Here is a 24,872-nt window from a genome sequence, read left to right as displayed (position 1 = left end):
CCTATCCTCGCACCCGCCGCAGGGATCGGCGCGCAGGAAGCGGTAGCTTTGTACCTATGAAGTACGCCCAGTCCATCCTGGACCTCATCGGCAACACCCCGCTCATCAAACTCAACCACGTGACTGAGGGCATCAAGGCCACCGTCCTGGTCAAACTGGAGTACCTGAACCCCGGCGGGTCCATCAAGGACCGCATCGCGGCGCAGATGATCGAGGACGCCGAACGCGAGGGCAAACTGAAGCCCGGCGGCACCATCGTGGAGCCGACCTCAGGCAACACCGGGGTGGGCCTTGCCCTGGTGGCGCAGCAGAAGGGCTACAAGTGCGTCTTCGTGGTCCCGGACAAGGTGGGCGAGGACAAGCGTGCCGTGCTCCAGGCCTACGGCGCGGAAGTGGTGGTCACGCCCACCTCCGTGCCGCCGGACAGCCCGCAGAGCTACTACGGCGTCTCGGACCGGATTACCCGCGAGACCCCGGGCGCCTTCAAGCCGGACCAGTTCTCCAACCCTGCCGCGCCCGGCAGCCACTACAAGACCACCGGTCCGGAGATCTGGCGGGACACCGACGGCAAGGTCACCCACTGCGTCATCGGCGCCGGCACGGGCGGCACCATCACCGGCACAGGCCGGTACCTCAAGGAGGTTTCGGCTGACAGGCCCGAGTCCGACGGCGGCGTGGTCCGGATCATCGGCGCGGACCCCGAAGGCTCGGTCTACTCAGGCGGCACCGGGCGCCCGTACTTCGTGGAGGGCGTCGGGGAGGACATGTGGCCGGCGAATTACGACAAGACCATCCCGGACGACGTCATCGCCGTCTCCGATGCTGACTCGTTTGCCATGACCCGGCGCCTGGCGCGGGAGGAGGGCCTGCTGGTGGGCGGTTCCTCCGGCATGGCCGTAGTAGCCGCGCTCCAGGCGGCCAAGGACCTGCCGGAGAGCGCCGTCGTCGTGGTCATCCTGCCCGACTCCGGCCGCGGCTACCTGGCCAAAATCTTCAACGACCAGTGGATGCGCTCCTATGGGTTCCTCTCCGGCGGCGAGGAAACCTCCGTGGGGGAAGTCATCAAATCCAAGAACGGCGAGCTGCCGGACCTGGTGCACATCCACCCCAACGAATCGGTCCGCGACGTCATCAACATCATGAACGAGTTCGGCGTCAGCCACATCCCGGTCCTCTCGCAGGAACCGCCGGTGGTCATGGGCGAGGTCCTCGGCGCCGTGGACGAACGCACCCTGACCGCCAAACTGTTCCGCGGCGAAGCGAAGCTGACGGACAAGATCTCCGAACACATGGGCCCCAAGCTGCCCGTGATCGGCTCACTGGAAACCATCTCCGCTGCCAGGGAACTGCTCTCTGACACGGACACCCTGATGGTCACGTTCGTAGGCGCGCCGGTGGGCATCCTCACCCGGCACGACCTGCTGGCCTACCTCAGCAACTGATCTGCGTCACCCAAAAGGAGCATCATGACTGCCTCTGAAAACCAGGGTTTCAACACCCGCGCCGTCCACGCCGGCCAGGCCTTCGAGCCCCGCACGGGCGCCGTGGTCCCGCCGCTGCACTTCAGCTCCACCTACGCGCAGGACGGCATCGGCGGCCTGCGCAGCGGCTATGAGTACGGGCGCGGCGGCAACCCGACCCGGGACGCGCTCCAGGAACAGCTCGCGGCGCTGGAACTTGGCACGCACGCCTACAGCTTCAGCTCCGGGCTCGCCGCGGAGGACGCCCTGATCCGCGCACTGACCCGCCCCGGGGACCACATCGTGCTGGGCAACGACGCCTACGGCGGCACCTACCGGCTCATCAGCCGTGTCCTGGGTGACTGGGGGATCGGCAACACCCCGGTGGACATGGCCAATCTGGACAGGGTCCGCCGCGCGGTGGCTGCGCACAAGACCCGGTTCGTTTGGGTGGAGACGCCGTCCAACCCGCTGATGAAGATCACCGACATCGTGGCGCTCGCCGACATTGCGCACGACGCCGGGGCTCTCCTGGTGGTCGACAACACCTTCGCCTCGCCCTACCTGCAGAACCCGCTCGCCCTGGGTGCCGACGTGGTGGTCCATTCCACCACCAAGTACATTGGCGGCCACTCCGACGTGGTGGGTGGCGCCGTCGTGGTCAAGGACGAGGAACTGGCGGAGAAGATCGGCTTCGTCCAGTTCGCGGTGGGGGCCGTGTCCGGCCCCATGGACGCCTTCCTGACCACCCGCGGCCTGAAGACGCTCGGCGTCCGGATGGACCGGCACAGCGAGAACGGCCAGGCCGTGGCCGAGTGGCTGCTGGAGCGCCCCGAGGTTGAGGCCGTCCTGTACCCGGGCCTGCCGGACCACCCGGGCCACGAGCTCGCCAAAAAGCAGATGCGCAAGTTCGGCGGCATGGTCTCCGTCCAGTTCAAGGGCGGTGAAGCCGCTGCCCGCAAGGTGGCCGAGTCCACCTCCGTGTTCACCCTGGCGGAGTCGCTTGGCGGGATCGAGTCACTGATGAACTACCCGTCCGAGATGACCCACGCGTCCGTCAAGGGCACCGAGCTGGCCGTCCCGGTGAACCTGCTGCGCCTCTCCTGCGGCATCGAGGACAAGGAAGACCTGATCGCAGACCTCGACCAGGCGTTCTCCCACATCCCGTAACGGCAGCCGAATCTCTGGCTTTCTTGAAGAAAGTCAACTAGTGTTCCGGTATGCCTCTTCGATCCGACTGGTCCCAACGCACCTGCAGCATGGCCCGCGGCCTGGACATCCTGGGTGACCCCTGGTCCATCCTGGTCCTGCGCGAGGTCTTCTTCGGCAACGGGCGCTTCGACGCCATGAGGAGCCGGCTGGAAGTGGCGGACTCGGTCCTCACCAAGCGGCTGGCAGGCCTGGTTGAGTCCGGGCTGCTGGAGAAAAGGGCGTACGACGACGGCGGCCGCACCCGCCAGGAGTACGTCCTCACGCCCAAAGGTGAAGACGCCCTCCCGGTCCTGAACGCGGTGACCATCTGGGCCGAGAAGCACTTGCCGGCGCCCTCGGACCAGGCGCATCTCTACGTCATCCATTCCGGCTGCGGAAAAGCCACCAGTTCGGCGGACACCTGCACCGAATGCGGGGAACGGCTCACCGCGGCGAACACCAGCTGGCACAGCCGCGCCCGGTCCGAACAGCCCATCCGGCTGTCCACCGCCTCCGGGAAAGGAACGGCCGCGTGAGCGCCCTGCCCGGGGAAACGGCGGACACGTCAACGCTGCAGACCCCGCGCGGACCGCGCCGCCGCTTCCACCCCGCCTGGATTGTCGCCGCCGTCGCCTTCCTTGCCCTGGTGGGGGCCGCCGGTTTCCGGGCTGCCCCCGGCGTCCTGATGGTCCCGCTCCAGCAGGAGTTCGGCTGGTCCACCACGGTCCTGTCGGCGGCAGTCAGCATCAACCTCGTCCTCTTCGGCCTGACCGCCCCGTTCGCCGCAGCCCTGATGGAACGGTTCGGCATCCGGGCCGTGACGGCAACGGCCCTGGTCCTGATCGGCATGGGCAGCGCGCTGACGGTGCTGGTGAACCAGTCCTGGCAGATCCTGCTGACATGGGGCCTGCTCATCGGCCTTGGCACCGGCTCCATGGCCCTCGTCTTCGCCGCCACTATCGCCAACACGTGGTTCACCAAGAGCCGCGGACTGGTGATTGGCATCCTCACTGCCGGCAGCGCGGCCGGCCAGCTGGTCTTCCTGCCCTTCATCGCCATGCTCGCGCAGGACCCCGGCTGGCGGCAGGCCTCGCTGCTCATCGCTGCCGGCGCCTTGGCCGTGGTCCCGCTGGTGCTGAAGTTCCTCAAGAACTCGCCTGCCGACGTCGGGGTGCTGCCATATGGTGCTGTGCCGGTCGACGGCGAGGCTCAAGAGGCTGCACCGGTCCAGGACAGCGGACCCCGCACCAACGCTGCCGTCCGCGCCCTCCAGGTGCTGCGGCGCGCCAGCAAGGTCAGGACCTTCTGGGCCCTCGCGGCGGGGTTCGCCATCTGCGGCGCCACCACCAACGGCCTGATCGGCACCCACTTCATCCCCTCCGCGCACGACCACGGAATGCCTGAAACCACTGCCGCGGGCCTGCTGGCCGTCGTCGGGATCTTTGACATCATCGGGACCATCGCCTCGGGCTGGCTGACGGACCGGTTCAACCCCCGCGTCCTGCTGGCCGTCTACTACCAGTTCCGCGGGATCGGCCTGCTGGTGCTTCCGCTGCTGCTGAACGCCGAGGTCCAGCCGAGCATGATCGTGTTCGTAGTGATCTACGGCCTGGACTGGGTGGCCACCGTTCCACCCACGGCAGCCATCTGCCGCGAAACGTTCGGAGCTGACGGCAGCGTGGTCTTCGGATGGGTCTTTGCAGCGCACCAGTTGGGCGCCGCAGCAGCCGCCATCGCCGCCGGGGCCCTCCGGGACGCCACCGGGCACTACACCTACGCCTGGTTCGGTGCGGCCGCGATGTGCACCATCGCCGCCGTCATCAGCGCCACCATCCGCCGGCACCACACCGCGCGGGAAGCGGGGCCCGCAGCGGCCTGAAACGCGGCGCCGCTAGGCTGGTCGGATGGAACCCCTCGCAGCCGCCCCAGCCCGCCCTGTTGCTCTGGTCACCGGTGTGGGCCGGCTGGCCGGCATCGGCGCGGGAATTACCCGCCAGCTCGCGGCGGACGGCTGGGACCTGGTCCTGTCCTACTGGGCCGACTACGACGCCCGCATGCCGTGGGGGAGCGAACCCGAAGACGTGGTCCGCCTGACCGCGGAGCTGGAAGCCATCGGCGCCCAGGTCCACGTCCTGTCGGCCGACCTGCAGGACCCCGGGGTCCCGGACCGGCTCGTGGCGGAGGCCGCCCAGCTGGCCGGTCCGCTGCAGGGCCTGGTGCTCAGCCATGCGGAATCCGTTGACTCCGGAGTGTTGGACACCACCATTGAATCCTTCGACCGGCACTTTGCCGTCAACACCCGCGCCAGCTGGCAGCTGATAGCCGCCTTCGCGCGGCAGGCAACGGACGACGGCGGCGCGATCGTTGCGCTGACCAGCGACCACACAGCGTTCAACCTTCCCTACGGCGCCTCCAAGGGCGCCCTGGACAGGATCGTGATTGCCGCAGCCCGCGAGCTGGGACCACAGGGCATCTCCGCGAACGTCCTGAACCCCGGTCCCGTGGACACCGGCTGGATGACCCCGGAGGTGCGTGAAGAGCTCACGGCGCAGCAGCCGGGCGGCCGCCTGGGCACCCCGGCGGACGTTGCCGGGACCGTGGCCTTCCTGCTCTCACCAGCCGGACGCTGGGTCTCCGGGCAGCTGATCAAGTCCGACGGAGGCTTCTCCGCCTGACCACCCCAGCTGGGTAGCGCGAAGTGCCGTTTTGAGGAGTCAAAACGGCACTTCGCGCTACCCAGTTGGGGGAGGGGTCAGTGGAAGGCGTCGAGGCCCGTGACGTGCCGGCCCAGGACCAGGGTGTGCACCTCGTCGGTACCCTCGTAGGTCCGCACTGATTCCAGGTTCGCGGCGTGCCGCAGCGGTGAGTAGTCGGTGGTGATGCCGTTGCCGCCCAGGATGGAGCGGGCCTCGCGGGCGATCCTGATGGCCTCGCGGACGTTGTTCAGCTTGCCCAGCGAGATCTGCTCGGGCCGGATAGTCCCCGCGTCCTTGAGCCGGCCCAGGTGCAGCGCCAGCAGGGTGCCCTTCTGGATCTCCACCAGCATGTCCACCAGCTTCTGCTGCGTGAGCTGGTAGCCCGCCAGCGGCTTGCCGAACTGCAGCCGCCCCAGCGAGTATTCCAGCGCTGCCTCATAAGAATCACGGGCGGCGCCCATGGCACCCCATGCGATCCCGTACCGGGCCTCGTTGAGGCAGGTGAACGGGCCGCGGAGCCCGCGCGCAGCCGGGAGCATTGCTTCGGGACCCAGCCGGACGTCGTCGAACACCACGTCGCACTGGATGGAGGCGCGCATGGACAGCTTCTGCCGGATGGGCGTGGCCGTCACGCCGGGGGTTCCGGCCGGCACCAGGAAGCCGTGCACGCCGTCGTCCGTCATGGCCCACACCACCATGACGCCGGCCACGGAGGCCAGCCCGATCCAGCGCTTGGTGCCGTTGAGCACCCAGCCGGCGTCTTCCCCGCTGCCGTCCCGGACCGCGGAGGTGGCCATGGAGGCGGGGTCCGAGCCTGCCGTGGGCTCGGTCAAAGCGAAGCACCCGATGACCTCGCCGGCGGCCATCCGGGGCAGCCACTCCTGCTTCTGCTCCTCGGAGCCCCAGGTGTGGATGGCGGTCATGGCCAGCGAACCCTGGACGGACACGAACGTGCGGATGCCGGAGTCCCCGGCTTCCAGTTCCATGGCTGCCAGGCCGTACTCGACGGCGGACCGGCCCGGGCAGCCGTAGCCCTCCAGGTGCATCCCCAGGACGCCCAGCTCACCCAGTTCCGCCGCCAGCTCCAGGGGGAAGACGGCGTCCTCGTACCAGCGGGCGATCTCCGGCTTGATCCGCTGGTGGGTGAAGTCGCGGACTTTCTGCCGGAGCTCCAGTTCCTCCGCTGACAGCAGGGAGTCGAGGTCCAGGATGTCGGACGGGCCCGCGGTCACGGCTTCACCGCGCATCTCTTCACGGGGCATCTCTTCAGCAGTCATTTTTACCCGTCATTTCTTCACCAGGAAGTAGCCGCGGGTGGCGGGCAGGAACCGGCAGACGGCGGCGAGCACCACACCGAGGGCCAGGAGCACCACACCGCTCACGAAGGCACCGCCGACGCCGAAGATCCGGGTATCGCCGTACGCCGCGTCCCACATCTGGACGGCCGAGATGAAGAACGCGGCGGTCAGCAGCAGCGCGCCCGCGAGCGGGAGGATGCCGCGGAACCAGAGGTTGCGGGCCGAGTCCCTGAGCGTTCCGCGAAAGTACCAGAAGCAGGCGAAGCCGGTCAGGGCGTAGTAGAACGCGATAAAAAGGCTGATGGCGCTGATGGAGTCCGCCAGCAGATTTTCACTGAGGAAGCTCATGGCCACGTAGTAGGCGGCCGCGGCGGCACCCATCACCTTGGTGGAAAAACCAGGGGTCTGGTTGCGCGGGTGCACCTCGCCGAACTTCGCCGGCAGGGCGCCGTGCACGCCCATGGACAGGGTGCCGCGGGCGGTCGGCAGGATGGTGGTCTGCGTGGAGGACAGGACGGAGGCGAGGACCGCGACGACGATCAGCCAGCCCCACGGCCCCAGGACCACATCCTTCATGGCCAGGAACACGTCGTCCTGGTTGGCCTCATTGCCCAGGCCGATGCCCTCGGACCCCACGGTGGCGTACATCATCACCAGCAGCGCCACCGAAACGTAGATGGCCACCAGCACGAAAGCGGAGATGACCGCGCCCCGGCCCGGCGTCTTGGACGGGTCCTCGGTTTCCTCATTGACCGCCAGGCAGGTGTCCCAGCCCCAGTAGATGAACAGGGCAAGGAGGGCGCCGTGCACCACGGCGCCGGGGTCGGCAAAAGCGCCCACCGGATTGAACCATTCGAAGTCGAAGGCCTGGCCCTCGGGCGCCCCGCCGACGATCCGCATGACGATGGCCAGCGCAAAGATGCCCAGCGCAATGTACTGGACATACGTGAGGACGCGCTGGACGTGCTCGCCCAGCCTGATCCCGCGGTAGTTCACCAGGGTCATCAGCACGATGAACAGCAGGCCGGTTCCGGTGACCAGCAGCTTGTTCTGTGCCAGTGACCCGTCGCCCATCAGCAGCCACAGGTACTGGCCCGCCACCTGCGCCAGGTTGGCCAGGACCACGATCCCGGCCAGCGCCACCCCCCAGCCGCCCAGCCAGCCGGCCCAGGGGCCGAAGGCCTGCCGGGACCAGGTGAACGTGGTGCCGCAGTCAGGAATGGCGCTGTTGAGCTCGCGGAAGGCGTAGGCGATGAAGAGGACGGGGATGAAGCCCAGCAGCAGGATCAGGGGAGTGTAGTTGCCGTTGACGGCAACAATCAGGCCCAGGGTGGCAGCGAGCGAGTACACCGGGGCGGTAGAGGCCAGCCCCAGCATCACGGAGTCGCCCAGGTCCAGGATCCCGGCCCGCAGACCCTTGGCCGGCACCGGGGTGCCGGCCCCGCCGCCCTGGCTTCCCGCCGTCGAAATGTCCGTGCTCATAAGGTGATTCCTGCCTTGGTGGAGTCGGCCACCGCCGAAAGCGGCGCCGGCGCGTCAATGGTGTTGGGCACAAAGCGGCAGAAGTAGTCCGTGACCGGCCCGTCCGATTCGCGGATGCCGCAGCCCACGGACTCGCCGTCCACCACCCACAGGCCCAGGACCGGACGGTTGCCGTCGAAGTCCGGGAGCGGGTGGTACTGCTGGTAGCACCAGCCCTCCCGGCCGTACCCGCCGGGCTGCTCCAGCTTGAGGCCGTCCGCGTGGATGCGGATGTTGTCGCCCTCACGGCCATGCAGGGGCTTGGCCACCCATTCCTTCAACGGCCCCGGGTCCGTGAGGTACGCCGGCAGCAGGTTGGGATGGTTGGGGTAGAGGTGCCACAGTGCGGCGAGCAGGGCCTTGTTGGAGAGCAGCATTTTCCAGGCCGGTTCAACCCAGCGGGGGTTGTGGGACCGTTCCAGGAGGCGGGGGCCGAACTCCTCCTTCATCATCAGCTCCCAGGGGTAGAGCTTGAAGATGGTGCTGATCATGAAGTTGTCCAGGTCCACGAAGCGGTTCAGGTTGGGGTCCCACCCGATATCGGACATGTTGATGCCGATGGTGGTCCATCCGGCCTGGCTGGCGACGTCGCGCATGTAGGCGGCGGTCATCCAGTCCTCCCCGGATTCCTCAACCTCCGAATGGGCCACGTGCAGCGTGCTCATTCCCGTGCGGTACTGGAACTTCCTCCACTGCCGGATCAGGGCCTCGTGGATGCCGTTCCACTGGTCCTTTTCCGGGTGGACGTCCTGCAGCCAGAACCATTGGGCCACAGCGGCCTCGATGAGCCCGGTGGGGGTGTCCGCGTTGTATTCGAGCATCTTGGCGGGACCGCCCTGGCCGTCGTAGATGAAGTCGAACCGGCCGTACACGTCCACGTCGCCGGCCTGCAGGGATTCCGCTGCCAGCTCCAGGGCCTGGGGTCCGATGCCGATGCTGCCCATGGCGCCGGTGGCCAGGAACTTCGCCGCCTCCAGGCACATCCGGTGCATGTCCTCGGCGGCGAGCTCGAGGGTTTCCACCTCGTCCATGGTGAACTCGTAGTACGCCGATTCGTTCCAGTACTCGATCCTGCGCCCGTCATCCATGGTGGTGGTGGAAAAGACCAGGCCCTGCTCTTCGATCTTCTGCTTCCAGCCCGGCCGGGGCTCAGACAACAACCGTTTCATCCCTCAGCCTCCCGAGACCTTGCCGCCGCCGCCGCTTGAACCGCTCTTGGCGCTTGAACCGAACCCGCCACGGCTGACCGTGCCGCCCTTGCTGCTGTAACCCGTGGATGCCTTGGCGCCAGTGGGGATGCTGCGCGTGAAGTTGGGTGCGGTGGACCTGTTCTGGCCGATGGGCGGAACGCTCGCCCCGCGGGAGTAGAAGTACCAGGCGTAGATGCCGCCACCGCGGCCGGCGGAACTGTCGCAGTTGGTGTCCGCCACGCGCTCGCCGGTTTCGTCGTTGAAACAGACCTGTGCGTACTCGGGGTCATCCTCATTGCTGGCCACCACCGCCGTGATAGTGCCGGCCAGGAGCGCGGTCACGCCGAGGCCCACCACCACGGTGCGCCGCTGTGAGCGCTTCTTGCGGGCAGCGGCCTGGTTGAGCTGCTTCTCCCGCTCGCGTGCAAACGGATCCACAGGGGCGACGGGCTCATTGAGCAGTTCGGGACGCAGGTCCGGCTTGGGGACCTGCCAGGGCGGTGGCTTGGCGGTGCTGCCGGCGCCCGTGCTTCCGTCAGGTGCAGGCCCGGTCTCCGGCTCCTCTTTTGGGTCTTTCTGGTTCGAGTCCACGGCGTCCCCCTCAAATTCGTCACGCAATGTGGGCACAGCACTGCACCCCCAATGCAAGTCTCGAATCAGCGTAGTCCCTGCCGGTGCCGCCTGCGAGCAGGAACGCACTGCGGCAACGGGGGAGAAGTGCCCATGGTTCGGACCTGCAGGCGCGTCCCGCGGAAACCCTAGACTGATGCCATGGAATCAGGTTCTGTCCTTGCCGTCTGCCGCGTCCACCAACTCCTGGGGGATGCGGGCAGCGTGGGCGTCACGGCCATCGACAAGCGCCCGGCGAATGGTCCGGTCAGGGTGCACAAGCTGGGCCTGCGCGGGGATATCCAGGCCAACAGGGCCCACCACGGCGGGGAGGACCAGGCCGTCTACGCCTATTCCCAGGCCGACGCCGACTACTGGGCCGAGGCCCTGGGGCGGGAGGTACCCCCGGGCTTCTTCGGCGAGAATTTGCGGGTGTCCGGCATCGAGGCCACCCACGCGGTCATCGGGGAGCGCTGGATGGTGGGCTCCGGCGTCGAACTGGAAGTCACCTCCCCGCGCACGCCCTGCGCCACGTTCCAGCGGCGCATGAAGGAACCACAGTGGGTGAAGCGCTTCACCGACGAAGGACGGGTGGGGACGTACCTGCGCGTCCTCCGCACCGGCAGCATCCAGGCTGGCGACACCATCGAGCGCACGTTCGTCCCGCGCCACGGCGTCACCATTGGCCAGTGGTTCAGTGAGCCGGACGCGGGCATCATTGCAGCCCTCCGCGGAGCAGAGGCCGACGGCGAGATCCGGCTCCAGGACGAGTACCACACCAAGTTCGAGGTACTCCTGCGGCGGCTGGGACGGTAGCGCCCCCGGCCCCACGGCCATGCGGCGGGCTGTGTGCGCAAGCTCACCCGCCGTCGTCGGCCGTTCAATTTCCGGTCCGCGGCGTCCGTGCCCTACACTTGAAACATCCCCCACTCCGGAAATCCCTTTTTCCTGCCCAATTCTTGAGGCAGGACTGGCAAGTGTTGGGGCCCGCGCAAGCGATGCGGGCATTTTCATAGGGAGAGCCGGCTAAAGAAAACGCTGTACAGACTGCTGGGATAGCAGCCAAGAGATGCAGCGCGAAGTCCTGCCACGGGATTGCGAAAGCGCCGGACTTCTGTGACCGGCCGGTCAACGTTTGCCCGGCATCATCGGCACGTGTACTGCGGCTCCGCTCACCTCGGGTAGTGCCGCCTGGCCCCCTATGGATGAGGAATATCTCTCTATGCCCGAAAATCAGAACGAAACCACCGCTGTTGTCGAGGACGCCCCCGTGGCTGCCGCTGAGGCTCCCGTAACCGCTCCCGCCGCCGAGGCTCCCGCAACGGACGCCCCCGTCCCCGCCGCCGACGCTGACGAAAACACCGTCAAGTTCGCCGACCTCGGCATCGATGGCCGCGTCCTGGCCGCCCTGCAGGATGTCGGGTACGAAAAGCCGTCCCCCATCCAGGCAGCCACCATCCCGCTGCTGCTTGAAGGCCGCGACGTGGTGGGCCTGGCGCAGACCGGTACCGGCAAGACTGCAGCATTCGCAGTGCCGGCACTGTCCCGCCTGGCAGAGCTCCACGACCTCAACGGCCCTTCCCGCAAGACCCAGGCCCTGGTCCTGGCCCCCACCCGCGAGCTGGCCCTCCAGGTTGCCGAGGCCTTCACCTCCTACGCCAAGCACATCGATGACTTCACCGTGCTGCCCGTCTACGGCGGCTCCGCCTACGGTCCCCAGCTGGCCGGCCTGCGCCGCGGCGCCCAGGTGGTCGTGGGTACCCCCGGCCGCGTGATCGACCACATCTCCAAGGGTTCCCTGGACCTGTCCGAACTGCAGTACCTGGTGCTGGACGAGGCCGACGAGATGCTGCGCATGGGCTTCGCCGAAGACGTGGAGCAGATCTTCCAGCAGACCCCCGAGGACCGCCAGGTTGCCCTGTTCTCGGCCACCATGCCCAGCCAGATCCGCCGGATGTCCAAGCAGTACCTGAACGATCCCGCCGAGATCTCGGTCAAGACCAAGACCTCCACGGGCACCAACATCCGCCAGCGCTACCTGCAGGTCATGGGCCCGCACAAGCTGGACGCGCTGACCCGCATCCTTGAGGTGGAGGAGTTCGACGGCGTCATCGCCTTCGTGCGCACCAAGATGGCCACCGAGGACCTGGCTGACAAGCTGAAGTCCCGCGGCTTCCAGGCTGCCGCCATCAACGGCGACATCCCGCAGCAGCAGCGTGAACGCACTGTTGACGCGCTGAAGGAAGGCCGCATCGACATCCTGGTGGCCACCGACGTTGCTGCCCGCGGCCTGGACGTGGAGCGCATCAGCCACGTGGTCAACTACGACATCCCGCACGACACCGAGTCCTACGTGCACCGGATCGGCCGTACCGGCCGCGCGGGCCGCAACGGTGACGCGATCCTGTTCATGACGCCGCGGGAGAAGTACCTGCTGCGCGCCATCGAAAAGGCCACCCGCCAGCCGGTGGAGCAGATGCACCTGCCGACCGCCGAGACCGTGAACACGCTGCGCCTTGGCAAGTTCGCCGAGCGCATCACCGAGACCCTCGAATCCGAGGACGTCTCGATGTTCCGCGACCTGATCGCCTCCTACGAGGAGGAGCACAAGGTGCCGGCAGCAGAAATCGCTGCGGCACTGGCCGTCATGGCCCAGGGCGGGCAGCCGCTGCTGGTCAAGGAACTGCCCGCCGCACCCGAGTTCCAGAAGCGCGAACGCTCCAAGGACGGGTTCGGTTCGCGCGGGCCGACCCGTGCACTGACCGAGGGCAACGCCACCTACCGCATCGCGGTGGGCCGCCGCCAGCGGGTCATGCCCGGCTCGATTGTGGGCGCCATCGCCAACGAGGGCGGCATCTCCTCCGCTCAGATCGGCGGCATCGACATCCGTTCGGACCACTCCCTGGTGGAGCTGCCCGCGGACTTGAGCCCCGAGCAGCTGCGCGCCCTGTCCCGCACCCGGATCGGCGGCGAGCTGATCCACCTCGAACTGGACAACGGCCGCAAGCCCTCCGGCGACCGTGGCGCCTACCAGGGCAACCGCGGCGGCAACTTCAAGGGCAACGGCGGGTTCAAGAAGGAATTCCGCAAGAACGACGGCGAGCGGACCTCCGCTGACCGCGGCGGCCGTTCGTACAGCGAGCGTTCAGAGCGGTCCTTCAGCGACCGCGGTGATTCCCGCTTCGCCGGCCACGGCGACGGCTCCCGCAAGCCCCGCAGCGGCGGCGACAGCGGCCACCGCGAGTTCAACCGCAAGGGCAAGTGGTAAACACTTCCGCGCGTTGAGGGATTGACGATGGCGATGGGCCGGCTTTCGAGCCGGCCCATCGGCATTTAAGCCGAAGCCGAATGTGGGGCTGGACACATTCCCGCCGCGGAATGTACTCAACGGGCCTCTGGAAGGCCCTTCCCGGCGTCGGCCGCTCCGCTGTCCATGCCCCTCCGGCCCCGGAATTACGCGGAAAATGCCGCTTTGGCGGTGCCGGCAACAGGTGCAATCCCCCGTCCAGGGAGGGGCCGGACGCCGATTTGTTGGTGCGTAAATCTTCCGGTAGAGTATTTACTCGTTGCCCCCCTAGCTCAGTGGTAGAGCGCGTTCTTGGTAAGAACGAGGTCACCGGATCGATTCCGGTGGGGGGCTCTGAATGAGGGCCTGCGTCAAGGCGGTTTGACCGGCTTGACGCAGGTTTTTCTCATTCGTGGCGGTGTAGCTCAGTTGGTTAGAGCGCACGACTCATAATCGTGAGGTCGGGAGATCGAGCCTCCCCACCGCTACAGGCTAAGCCCCCTGGATCGAATGATCCCGGGGGCTTTCCTGTACCCGGGATCCGCAGTAGCTTGGCAGCAACTGCGGACGGGGGAATCGGTGGACTTTCTGGCGGCGGTGATGGAGCCGTTCCGGTGGCTGGTGTCCGTCATCATGGTGGCTTTCCACGACGGCCTCGGCGCGGCGGGAATGCCGCCGGGGGACGGGTGGACCTGGACGCTGTCCATCGTCGGGCTGGTGCTGGTGATCCGCGCCGCGCTGGTTCCGGTATTCCTGGCCCAGGTCCGGGCCCAGCGCCGGATGCGGCTCCTGCAACCGGACCTGAAGGAGCTCCAGGACAAGTACAAGGGCCGGACGGACCAGGCCTCGCGGCAGGCCCTGGCCCAGGAACAGATGGCCCTGTACAGGAAGCATGGCACCAACCCGTTCTCGGCATGCCTGCCGCTGCTGATCCAGGCGCCATTCTTCCTGGCCCTCTTCCAGGTGCTGTCCGGGATCACCAGTGCCGCGCGGCAGGACCAGGGCATTGGCGCGCTGGGCAGGGACCAGGTGGTCCAGTTCGATTCCTCCAGCATTCTTGGAGCTCCGCTGTCCGCCTCGCTGCTGCACGGCGGCGGTGACCCCACCGCCGTTGCGGTGCTCGCCGTCGCCATGATCCTGGTGATGATTGCCTGCCAGTTCCTCACCCAGAAGCTGGTGACGGCACGGACCATGGCCGGGCAGGACCCTGACAGCCCGCTGATGCGCCAGCAGCGGATCCTCCTGTATGTCCTGCCCTTGATCTTCGGCGTGGGCGGGATCTTTTTCCCCATCGGCGTCCTGGTCTACTGGACGGTCTCCAACCTGTGGACCCTGGGCCAGCAATCCCTGGTGTCGCGCCGGCCCTGAGCGCGCCGTCAGCGGCCGGACAACGCCTGCGCCTGCTCCTTGAGGAAGTCGCTGACGGACTTCGGGTCGATCCCGCGCCGGCGGAGGGGCGTGTCATCCCAGGTGGCCACCTCGATGTCCGAGGACAACCCGGCGCCCAGTGCGGAAGCCATGGCGTCGTTCCTGCGCCGCAGCATGAGCGTGGCCACCCGCGCCACGGGGCGTGGCATGCGCTGCACCTTCATCGGGTGGTGGGCCAGTTCCCCTGCCAGTGCAATAATCTCTTTCTTGCTCAGCGGCTCAGGTCCGCCCACGTCAATCTGTAACGGCGGATCGGGCTCCAGCGCCACGGCGGCGAGGAGGGCGGCAATATCCCCGGTGGACACCAGCCGGCGGCGGTTGTCGCCCTTGCCGATGACGGCTGCCTTTCCCGCCGCGAGGTCGAACCGGGCGGCGCGGCTGAGCTGGACTTCCTGCAAGCCGTCGGAGCGGACCACCACGGCCCGCATGGGGGAGCCCGCCAGCCGCCGTTCAATGGCGAGCTTGGCCTGTTCCAGTGGGGTCCGGAGGCTGGCGCTGCCGATGGGGAAGGACAGGTAGACAAAGCGCTGCACGCCGGCGGCCTCCGCAGCGCCGATGAGGTGGCCCATGCCCACCTCGTCGACGTCCCGAATGGTGGCGGAACTGGTCCCCGCGAGCCGGCGGCTTATCGCCGTCGCCGTGGCAACCACGGTTTGGACGCCCTCGCACGCGGGCGGCAGCGTGGCAGGCTCGGTGAGGTCTCCGCGCGCAACTTCCGCGCCGATCGCCCGGAGTGGCGAATCGTCGGTGGTGCGCCGGACCAGGCAGCGGACATCCTGCCCTGATTCACGCAGCAGCCGTGCCACCCGGCCGCCCAGGTCACCCGTGGCTCCGACCAGGAGGATCATGGCCTTGCTCCTTCCGTTCCTGCTCCGGTGACGGCCTGGACGGCGGCATTCACGTCCGCCGTGTCCCCTTCGACAGGCTCCAGGTAGAACCTCACGGCCGCTATCCGGTCGTTGCGGAGGCTGAAGATGGCGACGCCGGCCTGCTCGACGGCGGTGCCGTCCAGGCGGCTGCCATGTGACCCCCATTCGACCCATACGTTTCCGCCGGTACCGGTTGCCGAGTCCAGCACTGTGACGGTCATGTCCGGGATCCCCGCGAACAGTGCGGACCAGTTCTTCCGCACCTGTGAGCTTCCGGTGAAGCTGCGGGCGGGGTGGTTGGGGGTGATGTTGACGTAGTCGTCGGCGAACTCGGCCACCATGGCATCGAGGTCGCGCCGCTGTGTCGCGGAAAACATTCGGCGAACAGGGCCGTCGGGGAGGCGGTCCACGCCGTTTGGCGTGTCCATGGAAATGCTCCTTGGTGCCTCGCGGGGCGAGGCTGTGACCTGTTAGATTAATTTCAATACAGTGAACTGTATTGATTGGAGTTTAAGACCGCATGCAGAGCCCAGTCAATGCCTCCGGCAAACGCCCCGCCAAGCGGAGTTATGACGCCCGGCGGCGCCGGCAGCTGGCCGCGGAGTCGCTGCACAGCGTCCGTGCGCACGCCCGGGAACTGTTCCTTGCGCAAGGATTTGGTGCGACCACCATTGCGGAGATTGCGCGCGCTGCCGGCGTATCCGCCGAGTCGGTCTACAAGAACTTCGGCAGCAAGGCGGGGCTGGTCCGCGCCATCTACGAGGAAAGCCTCCTCGGTGCGGGCGGTCCGCCGGCGGAGCAGAGGTCTGATCTGGCCCAGGCGACGGAAACGGATCCGGCACGGCTGATGGAGCGGTTCGGCCGGTTCACCACGGAGATCAGTCCCATCGGCGCCCCGGTCTACCTCCTCATCAGGGACGCGGCGGCCAGCGGGGACGCTTCCATGGCCGCACTGCTGCGGGATGTGGACGAGGCCCGTTACCGCCGGATGCTGCACAATGCGCGGCAGCTGGTGGGCAGGGGGCTCCTCAAGCCCGGACTTACCACGGCCGAAGCTGCCGACGTCATGTTCACCTCCACCGCCGCCGAACTTTACGAGACCCTGGTGATCAAGCGGGGATGGTCCGCCGACCGCTACGGCACGTTCATCGCCAGGACCCTGGCAGCGAACCTGCTCTGACCCGGCCAGGGCGCCTGCCGGCCGCAAACCTCCCGGCATGGCTGTTCCGCGAAGGGTTGGACCGGCAGAATGGGCCCATGGCGCAGCTGATCTACTCCGCAATCATGTCCATCGACGGCTACACGGCAGACAGGGACGGCAACTTCAACTGGTCCGCTCCGGATGAGGAAGTCCACGCCTTCATCAATGACATGGAACGGGACGTCGGCACGTACCTCCTGGGCCGCCGGATGTATGAGGTGATGTCGGTCTGGGAAACCATGGACACCCGGGATGAGCCGCCGGTCATCCAGGACTACGCCCGCATCTGGCAGGGGGCGGACAAGGTGGTCTACTCGACCACGCTGGACACGCCCAGTACCTCGAAAACCCGCCTCGAGCGGCAGTTCCTCCCGGAAACCGTGCGGGACCTCAAAAAGGACAGCGGCCAGGACATCAGCATCGGCGGCCCCACCCTCGCGGCACACGCCCTCAAAGCCGGGCTGGTGGACGAATGCCGGCTGTTCATTAATCCGGTGGCCGTCGGCGGCGGCCTGCGCTTCCTGCCGGACGGGCTGCAGGCACGGCTGGAGTTACTGGAGGACCATCGGTTCGGCAACGGGGTGGTGTACCTGCGTTACCGTGCCCGCTGAACCGCTGCCGTCCCGGCCCGTGGCTGCACCGCGAAGAGGGTGAACACATCAACCAGAACGAACGCTTCAGCTATCCAGACAGCGCACTTGCCTGGGGAAGTAGTCGAAACAGGAAAAGGCGGAAATTCCCAACAGTGCATAAAGGCCCTGTTCAGCGCCAAATGGCTCTGCATGAAGGCGGCGTGCAGGCAGAATGGGTGCATGACACGCATCGCCATCATCGGCGGCCACGGCAAAGTGGCCCTCCTCCTGTCCGCCCTTCTCACCGGCGAGGGCCATTCCGTCACCTCGTTCATCCGGAATCCCGAGCACACAGACGACGTCGCCGGCACCGGGGCCACGCCGTTGGTCCTGGACGTGGAAAATTCGACGACGGCCGCCCTCGCCGATGCCCTTGCCGGGCATGACGCCGTGGTCTGGTCGGCCGGGGCCGGCGGCGGCAATCCCGAACGCACCTACGCGGTGGACCGGGACGCCGCTATCCGCTCCATGGATGCCGCGGCCCAGGCCGGCGTGGACCGGTACATCATGGTCTCCTACTTCGGTGCCGGCAAGGATCACGGGGTGCCGGAGGACAACAGCTTCTTTGCCTACGCGGAAGCCAAGGCTGCAGCGGACGAGTACCTGCGCGGCACCGGCCTGGCGTGGACCATCCTTGGGCCCGGCGCGCTGACGGACAAGCCCGGAACCGGTCTGATCGACGTCGACCCCTCACCGGAAGGGGACCGGGACACCTCCCGTGCCAATACGGCCATCGTGGCAGCGGCCGTGCTGGACCTTCCCCAGACTGCAGGCCGGACCATCGAATTCCGCGACGGCACCCTTCCCGTGGCGGCAGCCCTGGAACCCCGCGCATAGCCGGCGGCGAAGAGGCTTATGGACCAGCTCGCACTCATCATTGGACTGCTGCTGGCCACGGTGGTGGCCGTGGGCCTGGGGGACAGGCTCCGGCTGCCATACCCGGTCCTGATGCTCCTCCTGGCGGCGGCGCTGACGTTCATTCCCGGCTTCCCGGACCTGGAGATTGAACCGGACCTGATCCTGCCCATCTTCCTTCCGCCGCTCCTGTTCGCCACCGCCCAGCGGAGTTCGTGGGCGGTGTTCCGTGTCCGGTGGCGGACGCTGATCATGCTGGCCGTGGCCCTGGTGGTGATCAGCACGGCGGTGGTGGCCGGCGCGGCATGGCTGATGATTCCGGGCATCGGGGTCCCCGCGGCCATCGCCCTTGGTGCCATGGTGGCGCCGCCGGACCCTGTGGCGGTGGAATCCGTTGCAGGCCGGGTGCACATGCCGCGCCGCCTCATCACCGTCCTCCAGAGCGAGGGGTTGTTCAACGACGCCGCGGCCATCGTCATCTTCCAGGCAGCCGTGGCAGCAGCCGTGGGCGGCACCAAGGTTGGGCCCGACGTCGTCCTGCAGTTCCTGATGGGCGCGGCGCTCGCGGTGCTGGTGGGCATTGCCATGGGCTGGCTGATCGCGCTGGTCACCCGGCTGGTCACGTCCATGGTGGCCCGGAGTGCGGTGACCCTGGTGGTGCCTTTTGCCGCCTACATCCTCGCCGAGGAGGTGCACGCCTCCGGCGTTATCGCCGTGGTGGTCACGGCCCTTGAAATGCAGCGCCATGCCCGCCCGCAGGACGCGGCGGAGCGTGTCACCCGGAACGCCTTCTGGGATGTGGTGGAGTTGCTGGTTACCGGGCTGGCATTCGGCCTGGTGGGGCTGGAAATCAGGCATGTCATCCGCGATGAGGGGGCGGAGATCTTCGGCATGATCGGGGTGGCCGCGGTGGTCTGCGTCCTGGTGTTCGCTGTCCGGTTCCTGTGGCTGGCCGTCCTGGCACTGGGTGCCCGGAAACGGAAGAACGTCCTGCAGCCCACGTCCCTGAAGGAAGTCCTCATCCTGACCTGGTGCGGCATGCGCGGCCTGGCCACCCTGGCATTGGCCTTGGCGCTTCCTCTGACCTTGGCGGATGGCACGCCGTTCCCGGGGCGGGACTATCTGCTGGTCATTGCCTGCGCGGTGCTGCTGGCCACGCTGGTCCTCCCGGGCCTGACCCTGCCGTGGCTGATGCGTGTCCTCAAGGCCTCCGAGGATGGAACGGCGGAACGCGACGCTGTCCGGCTGCTGGCCGCACGCGCCCAGGCCGCGGCCGTCGCCGCCTTGAAGCAGCACGACCTGATGACGGACCTGCCGCCGGAAAAGGTAACTCTGGTCAAGGACCGGATGCGCCGCCTGCATGCGGAACTGACGGACGGCAGCCTGCGGAACGAACCGCTGGCCGAAAAGCGCCAGCGGGGACGCGAACTGGCCATCGCCGTCCAGACCATCGCGCTGGACGCGGCGCGGCAGGAAGTGGTGGCGGCGCGGAACGAGCCGGACATGGACCCCGAGGTGGCGGACCGGGTGCTCCGTCAGCTGGACCTGCGCACCATGGTCATGCCGGAGTAGCGGCCGCAGCCAGCACCAGGTCCAGGGAATTCCCCTCCACGTAGTCCAGGGCGCGGCGCACCGCTCCTACGGTCACGATGGAATCGCCCAGCGGGGATACTGCCACGCGGGCGGGGGTGGCTGTGTACCCGGCCAAGCGCTCGCTGATCGGGGCCAGGAGCACGTGCGCGGAATCCGCCACACCGCCGCCGATCACCACCAGTTCCGGGTTGAGCATGGTGGCCACGGTGCCAATAACGCGCGCCATCCTGTCCGCCAGCCGGTCCAGGATCCCCAACGCCACCGCATCGCCTTGGGCTGCGGCGGCGAAGACCTGTTCGGCCTCCACGCGCCCGGGCAGGAAGGCCCGTAGGGCAGTCGGTGCGGCGGTGGCCAGCGCTTCGGCGGCCCACGTGCGGGCCTGATGGGCGATGCCGTATGTATCGCCTACGCCTTCCACCAGGTTCAGGTAGGCGAGCTCCCCGGCGCTGCCTCGGGTTCCATGGACCAGCCGGCCGCCTTCCACGATGCCGGAGCCCAGCCGTTCACTGGCCAAAATCACCACGACGTCGTCGATGCCGGCGGCGGCCCCCTGCCACCGGTCACCCAGGGCAGCAAGGTTGGCGTCGTTTTCCAGCAGGACGGTCCATCCACGGGCGGCTTTGAGTGCCGGCCCCAGTCCCAGGTCGAACAGTCCCCAGAACTCCTGCGTGGCCACCACCTCCCCGTGCCGGTCCACTGGTGCTGCCACACCGGCACACACGGCCAGCACCTGCCCGGGATCCGTCCCGGCCGAGCGCAGTGCGGCCATGGCGACGCCGTCAATGAAGGCGATCCGCTCCCGGGAGCCGACCTCGCCGGCCTGGAAGGGGCGGCTGGACCGGGCCATGGTCGTACCCCGGAGATCGGAGACCACCACGGTGACCTTTGAGTATCCAATGTCCATGCCCAGCACCACGCCGGCCCGCTCGTTGAGCTCGAAGCGCCGGGCCGGGCGGCCCTTCCGGTACCCGCCGAACTCGCGCTGGTTTTCCAGTTCCAGGAGCCAGCCCCGCCGGACCAGGTCCTCGCAGACGGCGATGGTGGTGGCGCGGGTCAGGCCCGTCGCCGCCATGACGTCGGTGACGGTGACAGCCCCTGAGGCGCGCATGAACTCCAGGACCGCGCCGGCACTGACCCGCCGCAGCAGTTGGGGAGTAGCCGGAACCGGTTCAGGCATGCTGTTGACCTTCCTGTCCAAAGCACCAGATAATACTTGAGTAAGTAAATTTAGACTCAATATAAATATAGCCGCACTGAAGAAAAGGGTCAGTCCTTGTCCACCACCGCCACTCTGGCAACCCTGTCCGACTCTGACCGTCTGGCCGACCCCAACTGGTGGCGCCAGGCCTCCGTCTACCAGATCTATCCCCGCAGTTTCGCCGACTCCAACGGCGACGGCATCGGCGACCTGAAGGGCATCACCGCCAAGGTCCCCTACCTGAAGACGCTGGGTATTGACGCCGTGTGGCTCAGCCCGTTCTATCCGTCCGCGCTCGCCGACGGCGGGTACGACGTCGATGATTACCGCGACGTCGACCCCAAATTGGGCACGCTGGCTGACTTCGACGAGATGGCCAAGGCACTGCACGACGCCGGGATCAAGCTGATCGCGGACATCGTCCCCAACCATTCCTCCGACCGTCACAAGTGGTTCCAGGAAGCGCTGGCGTCCCCGAAGGGCTCCCCGGCCCGCGACCGCTACATCTTCCGGGACGGCAAGGGCCCCAACGGCGAGTTTCCGCCGTCGGACTGGGACTCTGTGTTCGGTGGACCGGCCTGGGAGCGCATCACCGAACCCGACGGCACCCCCGGCCAGTGGTACATGCACATCTTCGCCAAGGAGCAGCCGGACCTGAACTGGTCCAACCGGGAAATCCGGGATGACTTCCTCAAGACGCTGCGCTTCTGGTCGGACCGTGGCGTGGACGGCTTCCGCGTTGACGTGGCGCACGCCCTCACCAAGGACCTCACCGAGCCGCTGCTGTCCAAGCTTGAACTGAGCGCCGCCAACACCGGCGTGGACGGATTCGACGACGGAACGCATCCGTTCTGGGACCGCGACGAAGTCCACGAGATCTACGCCGAATGGCGCGAGGTGTTCAACGAGTACAACCCGCCGCGCACCGCCGTAGCTGAAGCTTGGGTCCACGCCACCCGCCGGGCCCGCTACGCCAGCCCGCAGGGCCTGGGCCAGGCGTTCAACTTCGACCTCCTGCAGGCCGACTTCGACGCCGCCGAGTACAAGGAAATCATCACCCGGAACCTTGCCGAGGCGGCGGCCACCGGTGCCTCCTCCACCTGGGTGTTCTCCAACCACGACGTGGTGCGCCACGCAACCCGCTACGGCCTGCCGCAGGTGGCCAAGGCGAAGGCCGGTGCCAAGGGCCAGGACGGCAAGGACTGGCTGCTCGCCGGCGGCCCCAAGGACCAGCTGGACGTTGAACTGGGTGAGCGCCGCGCCCGCGCCGCCACCTTGCTGATGCTGGCTGTCCCCGGATCCGCCTACCTGTACCAGGGTGAGGAACTTGGCCTGCAGGAAGTGGCCGAGATTCCCGAATCGGAACGCCAGGACCCGTCCTTCTTCCGCAACAAGGGCGTGGAAATCGGCCGTGACGGCTGCCGCGTGCCGCTGCCGTGGAAGGAGGAAGGCACATCCTTCGGCTTCGGCGATGGCGGTTCCCACCTGCCGCAGCCGGACTGGTTCAGCAAGTATGCCGTCGAGGCCCAGGACGGGACCGAGGGCTCCACGCTGGAGCTTTACCGCAAGGCACTCAAACTGCGCCGCGAACTGCTGACCGACGAGGACCTTGAATGGGTGGAGAACGGCAACCCGGACGTCCTGCACTTCAAGCGCCCCAACGGGTGGCAGTCCGTGACCAACTTCGGGAACACCGCCGTCGACCTTCCCGCCGGTGCGGTCCTGGTCAGCAGTGCCCCGCTGGAGGACGGCAAGCTGCCGGCCAACACCACCGCATGGCTGCGCTGATCCCGGAGCCCGCGGGCACCCGGGGACTGCCAAAGCAGGGAGTCCGGACGGGGGACCGGGGCTGATGCAGGAAGTCATCTACGGATGCATGGGACTGGGCGGCAGCTGGTCTGACGAGCCGCATGGGGCTGACCATGTGGACCAGGCCGCTGCTGCCGTCCAGGCCGCCCTGGACGCGGGCATCACCTTGTTCGACCACGCCGACATCTACCGCAGCGGAAAGTCCGAGGCCGTTTTCGGTGAGGTGCTGGCCGCGGCCCTGGGCCTGCGGGAGCGCATCCGGCTGCAGACCAAGTGCGGCATCCGGCTGAACGAGCGTGGCCTGCAGACCCACTACGACCTGAGCCGGGAGGCCATCCTGGAACGGGTCAACGGCAGCCTCGGCCGGCTGCGGACCGACTACGTGGACATCCTCCTGCTGCACCGCCCGGACCCCCTGGCGGACCCGGCGGAGGTGGCAGCCGCCGTCGGGCAGCTCATGGCCGAAGGCAAGGTCCGGCAACTGGGCGTGTCCAACATGTCCGCTGCCCAGATCGACGTGCTGCAGGACCGGCTGGAGACCCCTGTGGTGGCCAACCAGCTGGAGATGAGCCTGCTCAAGCGGGCGTGGCTGGAAAGCCAGGTCCTGGTCAACCACCCGGAACACCTGGACTACAGTTTTCCGCACGGCACGCTGGAATACTGCACCCGCAACAACATCACCCTGCAGGCGTACGGCTCGCTGGCCCGCGGCGCCTACACCGGTGCCGAACCCGGGAGCCCCACGTCAGCCGGGGCCGCCACGGCAGAACTCGTGGCGCAGCTTGCGGACCAATACGGCACCTCGGGCGAGGCCGTCCTCCTGGGATGGCTGATGAAGCATCCGGCCGGGATCGCACCGGTCGTTGGCACGGTCAATCCGGGCCGGATCCGGGCCTGCGCGGACGCCGCCCGCGTGGCCGGGGCGCTGAGCCGTGCCGACTGGTACAAGCTGTGGGTCACCGCGCGGGGCAGCAATATCCCCTGACGCCGCCCAACTGGGTAGCAGTAAGTGTCGTTATGGAACCTCATAACGACACTTACTGCTACCTGCTTCCCGTTAGGGCCCGGTCATAACCCGTTTAGTTCGTATTGATCCTCACAAGCCGGCCGTTTTCTTCGCCGTGCCGCTTGCAGGCCGGATACTGTAGAAAGCATGACGTCTACCATCGCCGCCGAAACCGTTAGGCCGGAACGCAATATCCCTGCAGAGATCGCCCGTTCCTGGTTGCTGGTCAATGCCATGAAGCCGGAGCTCTTCGACCAGTCGGCCGTATCCCGGGCCGATTCGATCATCCTGGATATTGAAGACGCGGTGGACCCGTCGCAGAAGGACCAGGCCCGCAACAACGTCATCGACTGGCTGACCGCCGGTGGTAAGGCCTGGGTCCGGATCAATGACGCCACCAGCCCGTTCTGGGCCGATGACTTGGCCGGCCTGCGCGGCACGCCCGGCCTGCTGGGCGTCATGCTCGCCAAGACCGAATCCGCTGACCAGGTGACCGAGAGCTACCACCGCATGGACGGCAAGACGCCCGTGATCCCGCTGGTGGAATCCGCGCTCGGCATCGAGGAAGCCAACCACATCGCCAAGGCCCAGGGCGCGTTCCGCCTGGCCTTCGGCTCCGGTGACTTCCGCCGCGACACGGGCATGGCTGCCACCCCGGAGGCCATGGCCTACCCGCGCGCCAAGCTCGTCGTCGCCAGCCGCGTCGGCAACCTGCCGGGCCCCATCGACGGCCCCACCGTCGGCACCAACCACCCCATCCTGCGCGAGCAGACCGGCATCACCGTGATGATGGGCATGACCGGCAAGCTTTGCCTGGCCATCGACCAGACCCCGGTGATCAACGAGGTCATCAGCCCCACGCCGTCGGACGTCGCCTGGGCCACCGACTTCATGAACGACTTCGAAGCCAACGGGCGCGTCATCCGTGACGGCTCCGACCTGCCCCGCCTGGGCCGCGCCGAAAAGATCATGAAGCTCGCGGTAGCCTTTGGGGTGCAGCCCGCGCTGTAGCGCCACCCATCACTTCAGG

Annotated in this window: 22 protein-coding genes and 2 tRNA genes; 17 read left to right on the top strand and 7 right to left on the bottom strand. The window is 67.5% G+C overall.

The genetic code is table 11. The features are described from left to right. Positions 1-56: 56 nt before the first annotated feature. From AB0280_RS09540 to AB0280_RS09520, 5 genes are read left to right on the top strand one after another with little or no spacing between them, the layout of a single operon-like run. The gene (locus AB0280_RS09540) at positions 57-1,442 is read left to right on the top strand and encodes a cystathionine beta-synthase (RefSeq protein WP_159631265.1); all 1,386 of its coding nucleotides are present in this window, start codon (positions 57-59) and stop codon (positions 1,440-1,442) included. A 24-nt stretch (positions 1,443-1,466) separates the two neighbouring features. Beyond that, on the top strand, positions 1,467-2,630 hold the full coding sequence (locus AB0280_RS09535; RefSeq protein WP_366367024.1) for a cystathionine gamma-synthase: 1,164 nt from the start codon (positions 1,467-1,469) through the stop codon (positions 2,628-2,630). A 50-nt stretch (positions 2,631-2,680) separates the two neighbouring features. Next, positions 2,681-3,187, top strand: coding sequence for a winged helix-turn-helix transcriptional regulator (locus tag AB0280_RS09530; protein ID WP_159631269.1), 507 nt, complete (start codon positions 2,681-2,683; stop codon positions 3,185-3,187). Continuing rightward, positions 3,184-4,530 carry an MFS transporter gene (locus tag AB0280_RS09525; protein WP_425328593.1) on the top strand — a complete coding sequence of 449 codons (1,347 nt, stop codon included), beginning with the start codon at positions 3,184-3,186 and terminating at the stop codon, positions 4,528-4,530. Before AB0280_RS09530 ends, AB0280_RS09525 begins: the two co-directional genes overlap by 4 nt. Positions 4,531-4,555: 25 nt before the next feature. Further along, positions 4,556-5,326 carry an SDR family oxidoreductase gene (locus tag AB0280_RS09520; protein WP_366367022.1) on the top strand — a complete coding sequence of 257 codons (771 nt, stop codon included), beginning with the start codon at positions 4,556-4,558 and terminating at the stop codon, positions 5,324-5,326. 77 nt (positions 5,327-5,403) lie between these two features. Here AB0280_RS09520 and AB0280_RS09515 read toward each other — a convergent pair whose 3' ends face one another. Genes AB0280_RS09515 through AB0280_RS09500 form a run of 4 tightly spaced genes read right to left on the bottom strand, consistent with a single transcriptional unit; the run spans position 5,404 to position 9,947 of the window. After that, positions 5,404-6,624, bottom strand: a complete 1,221-nt coding sequence (locus AB0280_RS09515) for an acyl-CoA dehydrogenase family protein (RefSeq protein WP_425328592.1) — start codon at positions 6,622-6,624, stop codon at positions 5,404-5,406. A gap of 9 nt (positions 6,625-6,633) precedes the next feature. Beyond that, positions 6,634-8,127 (bottom strand): APC family permease, encoded by a 1,494-nt coding sequence (locus AB0280_RS09510; protein WP_224026707.1) that lies wholly within the window; start codon positions 8,125-8,127, stop codon positions 6,634-6,636. Then, positions 8,124-9,335 carry a glutathionylspermidine synthase family protein gene (locus tag AB0280_RS09505; protein WP_224026706.1) on the bottom strand — a complete coding sequence of 404 codons (1,212 nt, stop codon included), beginning with the start codon at positions 9,333-9,335 and terminating at the stop codon, positions 8,124-8,126. Before AB0280_RS09505 ends, AB0280_RS09510 begins: the two co-directional genes overlap by 4 nt. A 3-nt stretch (positions 9,336-9,338) precedes the next feature. Further along, positions 9,339-9,947: a Tat pathway signal protein gene (locus AB0280_RS09500; protein WP_307492976.1), complete on the bottom strand. Its 609-nt coding sequence runs from the start codon at positions 9,945-9,947 to the stop codon at positions 9,339-9,341. A gap of 180 nt (positions 9,948-10,127) precedes the next feature. On the opposite strand from AB0280_RS09500, the gene AB0280_RS09495 reads away from it, so the two are divergent. The 5 genes from AB0280_RS09495 (at position 10,128) to yidC (ending at position 14,619) form a co-directional block, all read left to right on the top strand. Next, positions 10,128-10,781: an MOSC domain-containing protein gene (locus AB0280_RS09495; protein WP_307492978.1), complete on the top strand. Its 654-nt coding sequence runs from the start codon at positions 10,128-10,130 to the stop codon at positions 10,779-10,781. 406 nt (positions 10,782-11,187) lie between these two features. Further along, positions 11,188-13,233, top strand: a complete 2,046-nt coding sequence (locus AB0280_RS09490; RefSeq protein ID WP_224026703.1) for a DEAD/DEAH box helicase — start codon at positions 11,188-11,190, stop codon at positions 13,231-13,233. 300 nt (positions 13,234-13,533) lie between these two features. After that, a tRNA-Thr gene (locus tag AB0280_RS09485) sits at positions 13,534-13,605 on the top strand. Positions 13,606-13,665: 60 nt separating this feature from the next. Next, positions 13,666-13,739: transfer RNA gene (locus AB0280_RS09480), tRNA-Met, on the top strand. A 91-nt stretch (positions 13,740-13,830) separates the two neighbouring features. Beyond that, a complete protein-coding gene (gene yidC, locus AB0280_RS09475; protein ID WP_366367018.1) occupies positions 13,831-14,619 on the top strand; it encodes a membrane protein insertase YidC in 789 nt (262 codons plus the stop codon). A gap of 8 nt (positions 14,620-14,627) precedes the next feature. Here yidC and AB0280_RS09470 read toward each other — a convergent pair whose 3' ends face one another. Together AB0280_RS09470 and AB0280_RS09465 are read right to left on the bottom strand one after the other, a co-directional pair. Next, the gene (locus AB0280_RS09470) at positions 14,628-15,527 is read right to left on the bottom strand and encodes an SDR family oxidoreductase (protein ID WP_366367017.1); all 900 of its coding nucleotides are present in this window, start codon (positions 15,525-15,527) and stop codon (positions 14,628-14,630) included. Next, on the bottom strand, positions 15,524-15,976 hold the full coding sequence (locus AB0280_RS09465; protein ID WP_366367015.1) for a nuclear transport factor 2 family protein: 453 nt from the start codon (positions 15,974-15,976) through the stop codon (positions 15,524-15,526). Before AB0280_RS09465 ends, AB0280_RS09470 begins: the two co-directional genes overlap by 4 nt. Before the next feature lie 92 nt (positions 15,977-16,068). Here AB0280_RS09465 and AB0280_RS09460 point away from each other — a divergent pair, with 92 nt between their 5' ends. The 4 genes from AB0280_RS09460 to AB0280_RS09445 all read left to right on the top strand — a co-directional run bounded on the left by AB0280_RS09460 (position 16,069) and on the right by AB0280_RS09445 (position 19,808). Further along, a complete protein-coding gene (locus tag AB0280_RS09460; RefSeq protein ID WP_159631292.1) occupies positions 16,069-16,728 on the top strand; it encodes a TetR/AcrR family transcriptional regulator in 660 nt (219 codons plus the stop codon). Between the two features lie 77 nt (positions 16,729-16,805). Continuing rightward, complete coding sequence (locus AB0280_RS09455) at positions 16,806-17,360, top strand: dihydrofolate reductase family protein (RefSeq protein ID WP_366367013.1); 555 nt, start codon at positions 16,806-16,808, stop codon at positions 17,358-17,360. A 201-nt stretch (positions 17,361-17,561) separates the two neighbouring features. Next, positions 17,562-18,218, top strand: a complete 657-nt coding sequence (locus AB0280_RS09450) for an NAD(P)H-binding protein (protein WP_275179666.1) — start codon at positions 17,562-17,564, stop codon at positions 18,216-18,218. A gap of 18 nt (positions 18,219-18,236) precedes the next feature. Beyond that, positions 18,237-19,808, top strand: a complete 1,572-nt coding sequence (locus tag AB0280_RS09445) for a Na+/H+ antiporter (protein ID WP_224026698.1) — start codon at positions 18,237-18,239, stop codon at positions 19,806-19,808. Here the strand turns inward: AB0280_RS09445 and AB0280_RS09440 are convergent. Beyond that, entirely contained in the window at positions 19,795-21,006 is a 1,212-nt protein-coding gene (locus tag AB0280_RS09440) for an ROK family transcriptional regulator (protein ID WP_366367011.1), read from the bottom strand. The two genes, AB0280_RS09445 and AB0280_RS09440, sit on opposite strands and share 14 nt — an antisense overlap. 96 nt (positions 21,007-21,102) lie before the next feature. Between AB0280_RS09440 and AB0280_RS09435 the strand changes: the two genes are divergently transcribed. The 3 genes from AB0280_RS09435 to AB0280_RS09425 all read left to right on the top strand — a co-directional run bounded on the left by AB0280_RS09435 (position 21,103) and on the right by AB0280_RS09425 (position 24,853). Continuing rightward, positions 21,103-22,815: a glycoside hydrolase family 13 protein gene (locus tag AB0280_RS09435; protein ID WP_307492995.1), complete on the top strand. Its 1,713-nt coding sequence runs from the start codon at positions 21,103-21,105 to the stop codon at positions 22,813-22,815. A 64-nt stretch (positions 22,816-22,879) separates the two neighbouring features. Continuing rightward, positions 22,880-23,821 carry an aldo/keto reductase gene (locus AB0280_RS09430; protein WP_366367009.1) on the top strand — a complete coding sequence of 314 codons (942 nt, stop codon included), beginning with the start codon at positions 22,880-22,882 and terminating at the stop codon, positions 23,819-23,821. A 168-nt stretch (positions 23,822-23,989) separates the two neighbouring features. After that, the gene (locus tag AB0280_RS09425; RefSeq protein WP_141942759.1) at positions 23,990-24,853 is read left to right on the top strand and encodes an HpcH/HpaI aldolase/citrate lyase family protein; all 864 of its coding nucleotides are present in this window, start codon (positions 23,990-23,992) and stop codon (positions 24,851-24,853) included. Positions 24,854-24,872 lie beyond the last annotated feature (19 nt).

The sequence above is a fragment of the Pseudarthrobacter sp. 902506025 genome, assembly GCF_040702325.1.
In the GTDB taxonomy this organism is placed as follows: Bacteria; Actinomycetota; Actinomycetes; order Actinomycetales; family Micrococcaceae; genus Arthrobacter.
This window is presented reverse-complemented; position numbering and strand designations above follow the sequence as displayed.